At 48.0% G+C, this 7570-nt stretch carries 5 protein-coding genes; 1 reads left to right on the top strand and 4 read right to left on the bottom strand.

Translation table 11 applies throughout. The features are described 5' to 3' along the window. Positions 1 to 343: 343 nt before the first annotated feature. The 4 genes from guaA to BMX84_RS12030 all read right to left on the bottom strand — a co-directional run bounded on the left by guaA (position 344) and on the right by BMX84_RS12030 (position 6691). Positions 344 to 1900 carry a glutamine-hydrolyzing GMP synthase gene (gene guaA, locus BMX84_RS12015; RefSeq protein WP_091490207.1) on the bottom strand — a complete coding sequence of 519 codons (1557 nt, stop codon included), beginning with the start codon at positions 1898 to 1900 and terminating at the stop codon, positions 344 to 346. A 30-nt stretch (positions 1901 to 1930) separates the two neighbouring features. After that, positions 1931 to 3412, bottom strand: coding sequence for an IMP dehydrogenase (gene guaB / locus BMX84_RS12020; protein ID WP_091490211.1), 1482 nt, complete (start codon positions 3410 to 3412; stop codon positions 1931 to 1933). Between the two features lie 781 nt (positions 3413 to 4193). Then, positions 4194 to 5714, bottom strand: coding sequence for an ABC transporter permease/substrate-binding protein (locus tag BMX84_RS12025; protein ID WP_091490216.1), 1521 nt, complete (start codon positions 5712 to 5714; stop codon positions 4194 to 4196). Next, the gene (locus BMX84_RS12030) at positions 5711 to 6691 is read right to left on the bottom strand and encodes an ABC transporter ATP-binding protein (RefSeq protein ID WP_091490221.1); all 981 of its coding nucleotides are present in this window, start codon (positions 6689 to 6691) and stop codon (positions 5711 to 5713) included. Before BMX84_RS12030 ends, BMX84_RS12025 begins: the two co-directional genes overlap by 4 nt. 134 nt (positions 6692 to 6825) lie before the next feature. On the opposite strand from BMX84_RS12030, the gene BMX84_RS12035 reads away from it, so the two are divergent. After that, the gene (locus BMX84_RS12035) at positions 6826 to 7299 is read left to right on the top strand and encodes a GNAT family N-acetyltransferase (protein WP_091490225.1); all 474 of its coding nucleotides are present in this window, start codon (positions 6826 to 6828) and stop codon (positions 7297 to 7299) included. Positions 7300 to 7570: the final 271 nt, after the last annotated feature.

Consider the following 7570-nt stretch of genomic DNA (forward strand, 5'->3'; position numbering starts at 1 on the left):
TATCCGTCTTTCCACACACAATAAAAATATTCTCTACTTGAGTAAAGTCAACGAGTTTCATTGAATGGCATCTCCGCGAGGAGAACTCTCAATGTCGAGGGTTTGATCCCCTCGTAAATAAGTAGCTCTGTCTGACTATTTTTTAAATGTGCCACCATTTTCTGTGATTGGAACTTCGAAATGTGTTGGTGATCAGTTTTATCGTCATGTAGGGTTACTGGTATGATAGACTGTTTATTCTTTTCCAAAATAAAACCTCCTGTGTACTTAAGATATCTCAAGTTTAACAGGAGGCCGCGAGGACTCACAGGTACCTAGCTATTCATCGCTTACCTTCTTCTTTTTACTCCCACTCCACAGTTGAAGGTGGCTTACTCGTTATGTCGTACACGATGCGGTTGACGTGGTTCACTTCGTTGACGATGCGCACAGATATTTTCTGCAGGATGTCCCATGGGATGCGGGCAAAGTCTGCGGTCATGCCGTCGATCGAGGTGATGGCACGGATCCCGATGGTGTAGTCATAAGTTCGCGCGTCACCCATAACTCCCACACTCTTGAAGCCAGGCAGAACCGTGAAGTATTGCCAGATGTCGCGGTCTAGGCCGGCTTTTTTGATTTCCTCGCGCAGGATTGCATCGCTTTCTCTCACGATCTCCAGTTTGTCTTCGGTGATTTCACCGATCACTCGGATACCAAGACCAGGTCCCGGGAAAGGCTGGCGCCAGACGAGGGATTCGGGCATGTCGAGTTCTAGTCCGAGTTCACGTACTTCATCTTTGAATAAAGTATTCAAGGGTTCAATTAGCTGGAAAGCCATGTCATCAGGCAGTCCGCCCACATTATGGTGAGACTTGATGGTCTGAGCGGTGGCTGTGCCGCTTTCGATGACGTCCGTGTAAAGCGTGCCTTGGGCAAGGTAATCGATACCGTCCAGTTTAGCAGCCTCGTCATTGAAGACGTAGATGAATTCATTCCCGATGATCTTGCGTTTCTGTTCGGGATCGGAAACCCCTTCGAGTTTATTCAAGAAACGGTCTTTGGCATCGACGCGGATAACGTTCAGACCGAACTTCCCTTCTAAACTGTCCATAACCTGATCGCCTTCATCTTTACGAAGGAGGCCGTGATCGACAAAGATACACGTCAGCTGGTCACCGATGGCTTTATTCAAAAGTACACCGACCACACTGGAGTCCACGCCGCCGGACAGGCCTAAAAGGACCTTCTTGTCGCCAACGAGTTCACGGATTTTTTCAACTTCCATATCGATGAAGTTCTGCATGCTCCAGTTGCCGGAACAGTCGCAGACACCAAAGGCAAAATTGCGCAGCAGCTCGTTGCCGTGTTCGGTATGGCGGACTTCGGGATGGAACTGGACCGCATGGAAGTTCTTGTCTGCATGTTGAATGGCGCTGATCGGGCAGTGGTCATTGGATGCCGTCACTGTAAAGCCTTCTGGAAGATCTGTGACGTAATCGCCGTGACTCATCCAGACGTTTTCGCTGGCTTCAAGGGACGTAAAGAGGTCAGCCGTACGATCGCTGATTGAAATTTCAGCTTTGCCATACTCGCGGTTCAGGCTCGGCTTCACTTCGCCGCCGAGCATATAAGTCATCAGCTGCATGCCATAACATATCCCTAAGATCGGGATGCCCAGCTCAAATATCTCAGGGTCGATGGAGAAGGCATTTTCATCATAGACGCTCATCGGGCCGCCGGAAAAGATGATGCCTTTCACATTCATATTTTTCAGTTCTTCTGCCGTCGTTGTATGGGGAAGAAGCTCAGAGTACACACCGAATTCTCTGATGCGGCGTGTAATTAGCTGATTGTACTGGCTCCCAAAGTCTAAAACGACTAATTTTTCTAGTTTGGTTGTATCAATGACTGAAGTCACTCGTTTCCCACCTTTCAAAAGTAAAATTGTTTAACGCATGGTATAGTTGGGTGATTCTTTTGTGATCTGAACATCATGCGGATGCGATTCTTTCAGTCCGGCACCGCTCATCTGAACGAACTGGGTCTCTTCGCGCAGGGCCTGGATGTCTTTGGCGCCGACATAACCCATGCCTGAACGGAGTCCGCCGAGCATCTGGAATATGACTTCTTCGAGACTGCCTTTGTATTCGATGCGGCCTTCGATGCCTTCTGGAACCAGTTTGTTGGCTTCGTTCACTGAATTCTGGAAGTAGCGGTCGCTGGAGCCTTTTTTCATGGCGCCTAAGCTACCCATCCCACGATAGGTCTTGAAGCGGCGTCCCTGGAAGAGTTCGAATTCACCCGGTGATTCGTCCGTTCCGGCCAGCAGGCTTCCCAGCATGACAGCATGTCCGCCGGCAGCCAGGGCTTTGACGATATCGCCGGAATATTTGATCCCGCCGTCTGCGATGATGGGCTTGTTGAATTCCTTGGCGACGGTCGCGGCATCGTAAATGGCTGTGATCTGCGGTACACCGACACCGGCAACGACGCGTGTGGTACAAATTGAACCTGGTCCGATCCCGACTTTCACGACATCCACGCCGGTTTCAAAGAGTGCGCGTGTGCCTTCGCCGGTTGCGACATTTCCAGCAATCAAAGCAACATCCGGGAAAGCTTCTCTGAGTTCTCTGATCTTACGGATCACGCCGGCACTGTGACCGTGAGCGGTATCGATGACGATCGCATCCACTTCAGCGTCTACAAGGGCCTGTGCGCGTTCGAAGGAATCACTCGTCACACCGATCGCGGCACCGACAAGCAGACGGCCGTGTCCATCTTTAGCGGCGTTGGGGAATTGGACGACTTTTTCGATATCCTTGATCGTGATGAGTCCGCTGAGTCGACCGTCCTTGTCAACGAGCGGCAGTTTTTCGATTTTATGTTTCTGAAGGATTTTTTCAGCTTCTTCTAAAGAAGTTCCGACCGGAGCGGTCACCAGTTCCTCATCTGTCATTTCTGTACTGATCTTTTGTGTGTAGTCTGTCAAAAAACGCATGTCGCGGTTCGTCAGGATTCCGACCAGGACGCGGTCTTCCATGGTGTTGACCAGAGGCACGCCGCTGATACGGTAACGGGACATCAATTCTTCAGCGTCTGAAATCAGATGGTCAGGGGTCAGATAGAACGGGTCGATGATGACGCCGTTTTCCGAACGTTTCACTTTACGTACTTCCATCGCCTGATCTTCGATCGACATATTCTTGTGGATGATTCCAAGCCCGCCCTGACGTGCCATGGCGATCGCCATGCGTGAATCTGTGACGGTATCCATGCTGGCGCTTAAGATCGGCACAGAGAGTTTCACTTTATCAGTGAGTCTGGTTCTCAGATCCACGTCGTTAGGCAGGACATGGCTCTCCTGCGGCAGTAATAAAACATCGTCAAAGGTGAACCCTTTTTTAGCAAATTTCGTTTCCCATTGTGACATAAATGAATAGCCTCCTTGAATTATATGTGTGACCGGCTTTTGATTTTAAGGACTAGTGTATCAAAGCGATCGGAGGCGGTCAAAGGGTATTTTCAAGGCTTTGTCATTATGAGAGGCTTATCATAAATGGCGATTGTGACTTCACGAATTAAGAACAGTTCCAACTTTGATAATATAGCGTTCGATTAAATTATATATGTTTAAAAATAAAACCATGAGCAGTCGATTCTAATCAAAATATAATGATTTTTCGTGAGCAGACATTATTAAATGTTAAGTTTTTAAGTCGCAAAGGCGAATGTTCGCCTTTTTCATCTGGATATAATCAGCAATATCCGAACATTGTTACAAAAATAAGAATACCCTTCAGAGTGGGAATTATGTTAAAATCGGACTATTTTGATCTGTTATCGGTTTGACTACTGTGAGTTCATCTGCCGGCCGGCCATCTGAACCGGAATCAAACCCACAGAAGGTGAAGTACAGCTCCTTTTGCAAGTCCTGAACTTCACATTTTGACGTTTTTGTTCAGTTCGAGCCATCATGTAGAGGCTGAACTCCACTTTTTAATGAACAAGTGAAGTTTACGCCTTCCCAGAGCAGCTGAACTTAACTTTTTAGCATTTAAGTGAAGTTTACTTATGTTTAGAGGAGCCAAACTCAATAAATCGGGCTTAAACCTGTAAGTCCATAAGAAAAAGCAGTCCAGGCCCTGCTTTCACACAGGCTGAACTGCTTTCTGATCAGTCAATTTATCTGGCTGGCATGCTCAGAGATTCGCTTATTCTTCAAGCAAGCCTTCTTCGATCAGGAACTCACGGGCAACTTCTTCGGCCGGACGGTCTTCCACGTCGACTTCATAATTCATGGCCCGCATCTGGTCACTGGTGATCATGCCGTCTAACACAGACAAAGCATCTTCGATCTCAGGATGCTCTTCGATCAGTTTCGTCATCATCAACGGTGCTCCCTGATACGGCGGGAAGAGTTCCATGTCATCTTCCAGAACGACCAGGTCGTAGACTTCCAGCTGACTGTCCGTACTGTAGGCGTCGATCAGGTTGACGTCGCCCTGTTCGATCGCTTCATAACGCAGCTGTGGTTCCATGGTGATGACTTCGCCGAATGTGAGGCCATACATGTCCTGGATGCCAGGGTAGCCATCTTCACGGTCATTAAATTCCAGAGTGAAACCGGCACTAACCTCGTTCTGTACCGATTCCAGATCGGAAATGGTTTCCAGATCGTACTCTTCCGCAAATTCTGACGTGACCGCCAGGGCATAGGTGTTATTGAAAGCCATCGGATCAAGCAAAGTCATGTCGTATTCTTCCTGCAGACGGTCTCTAGCCTCCGCGTATACTTCTTCTTTCGGCGTACCCGGTTCAGGCACTTCTTCAAAGAAGTTAGTCAATACGGTCCCGGTAAATTCGGTGTAGATATCGATCTCACCAGAACGGAGGGCATTGAAGATAAAGGTCGTTTTTCCGAAATTCGGTTCCACTTCAGCCGAGAGATCTGTATCCTGTTCGATCAGTAGTTTATAGGCATTCATCAGAATTTCCGGTTCTGCACCAATTTTTCCTGCGATGACCAGATCATCGTCTTCTGAATTGAACAGCGGGATGATCAGCAGGCCACCGATGATGACGATGGCAGAACCCAGAATAATAGCTGTTTTTCTGAAAGACGTGTGCTGCAGATAGCTGAGCAGGCGGTCAAACAGGATAGCCAGTAAGGCGGCTGGAACGGCACCTAATATGATCAGGTAATTGTTCCCGCGGTCGATCCCCAGCAAAATCAGGCTTCCTAAACCACCGGCACCGATCAAAGCCGCAACCGTTGCGGTACCGATAATCAGTACAGTGGCTGTTCGGATCCCCGCCATGATAACCGGCAGCGCTAAAGGCAGCTGGACTTTTCTCAGCTTCCGTGAGCGGTCCATACCCATAGCATCAGCCGCTTCGTTAAGCGAAGGGTCGATACCCGTCAATCCGGTGTATGTATTTCTCAGGATCGGAAGCAGGGCATAGATGATCAGGGCCATGATGGCCGGAATGGATCCAATCCCAACGAGTGGGATCAACAGACCCAGTATCGCAAGGGATGGGATCGTCTGAAAAATCGCAGTGACTTGAATGATCGGTTCGGCGATCTTCTTATGGTTCATCAGGAATATGCCTAAAGGAACCGCAATGAGTACTGCGATAAACAGGGAAATGAAGGATAACTGCATATGTTCGATCAAGGCGGTCCAGACGTCCTGCTGGCGTGCCTGCAGCGTTTCTAAAAGGCCACTCATGCGTTAACCTCCTTTTTTGACTTTTCTTCAGCGAGGATGTCATCTGCATAATAATGAATCAGATGTTCTCGCTTGATATAAAGCGATTCACTGTCTGCGGCTGTTTCCACTTTAACCGCACCAGAACGTGCCAGGGCAAGGGTCAAGTCATCGAGAGAGGTGTCGAGTTTGACGGTCTCCTCGAAAGGCGTTTCTTTGTTCGTACAAAAGCCTTTGTCGATAAAGGTCTGTACAGTTTTTTCTCCTTCATAGTAAGGGAGACCCGTACGCAAGAAGTCTTTGACAAAGTCATTGGCTGGGTGTTTCAGTATCTCGTCAGCTGTGCCGACCTGTTCGATCTTTCCTTTATTCATCACACAGATGCGGTCACCGAGCTGAATGGCTTCCTGCATATCGTGAGTCACAAAGACAACCGTCTTCTTGAATTTACGCTGCAGCTTCAGTACATCCTGTTGCAGGCTGTTTCGCGTGATGGGATCCAAAGCGCCAAACGGTTCATCCATCAGAATGATATCCGGATTAGCCGCCAGTGCACGGACGACGCCGACACGCTGCTGTTCCCCTCCGGACAGTTCCGAGATTTGACGACCTCGGTATTTATCCGGATCTAAATTCACACTCTCGAGCAATTCGGTCACACGGTTCCGCATGTCTTCTTTCGACCACTTCAGCATTTCGGGAACGATCGTGATGTTCTCTTCGACCGTCATATTGGGGAAAAGGGCGATCTGCTGCAGGACATAACCGATATTCCACCTGAGCTCCTGGATGTCATATTCACTGATTTTTTCGCCATCGATGTATAAGTACCCTTCGGATAAAAGGATGAGTTTATTGATCATTTTTAACGTTGTTGTTTTGCCGCTGCCACTTGGGCCGATGAGGACAAAAAATTCGCCTTCATTGATTTCCAGATCGAAGTCAGAAACCACAGCTGTACCGTCGTAACGCTTGGTTACATTATCAAAACGTATCATGTTCCACCGTCCTCCTTCTTCTTATTACCTTAGTATAACAAACTATATTAATTATTATGTAATCATATACTCAATGATATTGAAGAAACCTTTAATAAACGGTATACTTTCCTGTAAGTAAAGGGGAGAAGCCGATGGTTGAATTACGTAAAATCGCAGAGAAAGATAATCAGGCAGTGGGAGAGATCGTCCAGGAGTCATTAAAGAGCAGAGGACTGAATTTGCCGGGGACAGCTTACTTTGATCCGCATCTGTTTTCGCTCTATGCTTATTATCAGGAGCCTAAACGCGCTTACTGGGTGCTGGAAGAAGAAGGTAAAATTGTAGGAGGCTGCGGCATCGGTTCATTCGGGGAAAGTGAAACAGTTGGGGAGCTGCAGAAGCTTTATATCCGTGACGAAGCGCAAGGAAAAGGTTATGCGCATGTATTGATGAAACAGGCGCTGGCCTTTGCTGAAGAACACTACGAAGCGGTTTATATCGACACGTTTGCTTCATTGAAGGAAGCGAACAGGCTGTATGAGAAATATGGTTTTGTGAAGCTGAGCGAACCGATCGGAGGATCTGAACACAACGCCTGCGACACCTGGTTTTTGAAGGAGTTTTAGTGAACACAGGTCCAAGATCAGTTAACTCAGCTGTAATTTTCCGCGAGCAGGTCGAAAGAAGACCGCAATAGCAGTACTCACACGTCAAATCACGTGAGTACGTCGAATGAGCAGCGCAATGGCAGTACTCACCCGCAAAATCGCGTGAGTACGCCGAAAGAAGGGCACAATGACAGTACTCACTCGTAAAATGACGCGAGTACGTCGAATGAAGGGCGTAAAGGCATTACTCAACTGAGAAATCGCGTGAGTACGTCGAATGATGATCACA

The organism is Alkalibacterium putridalgicola (genome assembly GCF_900109825.1).
Taxonomy (GTDB): domain Bacteria; phylum Bacillota; class Bacilli; order Lactobacillales; family Carnobacteriaceae_A; genus Alkalibacterium; species Alkalibacterium putridalgicola.

Excerpts from the sequence above, each read along its gene's own strand:
- BMX84_RS12035 (WP_091490225.1), top strand. The coding sequence starts at position 6,826 with ATGGTTGAATTACGTAAAATCGCAGAGAAAGATAATCAGGCAGTGGGA.
- guaB (WP_091490211.1), bottom strand. The coding sequence starts at position 3,412 with ATGTCACAATGGGAAACGAAATTTGCTAAAAAAGGGTTCACCTTTGAC.
- BMX84_RS12025 (WP_091490216.1), bottom strand. The coding sequence starts at position 5,714 with ATGAGTGGCCTTTTAGAAACGCTGCAGGCACGCCAGCAGGACGTCTGG.
- BMX84_RS12030 (WP_091490221.1), bottom strand. The coding sequence starts at position 6,691 with ATGATACGTTTTGATAATGTAACCAAGCGTTACGACGGTACAGCTGTG.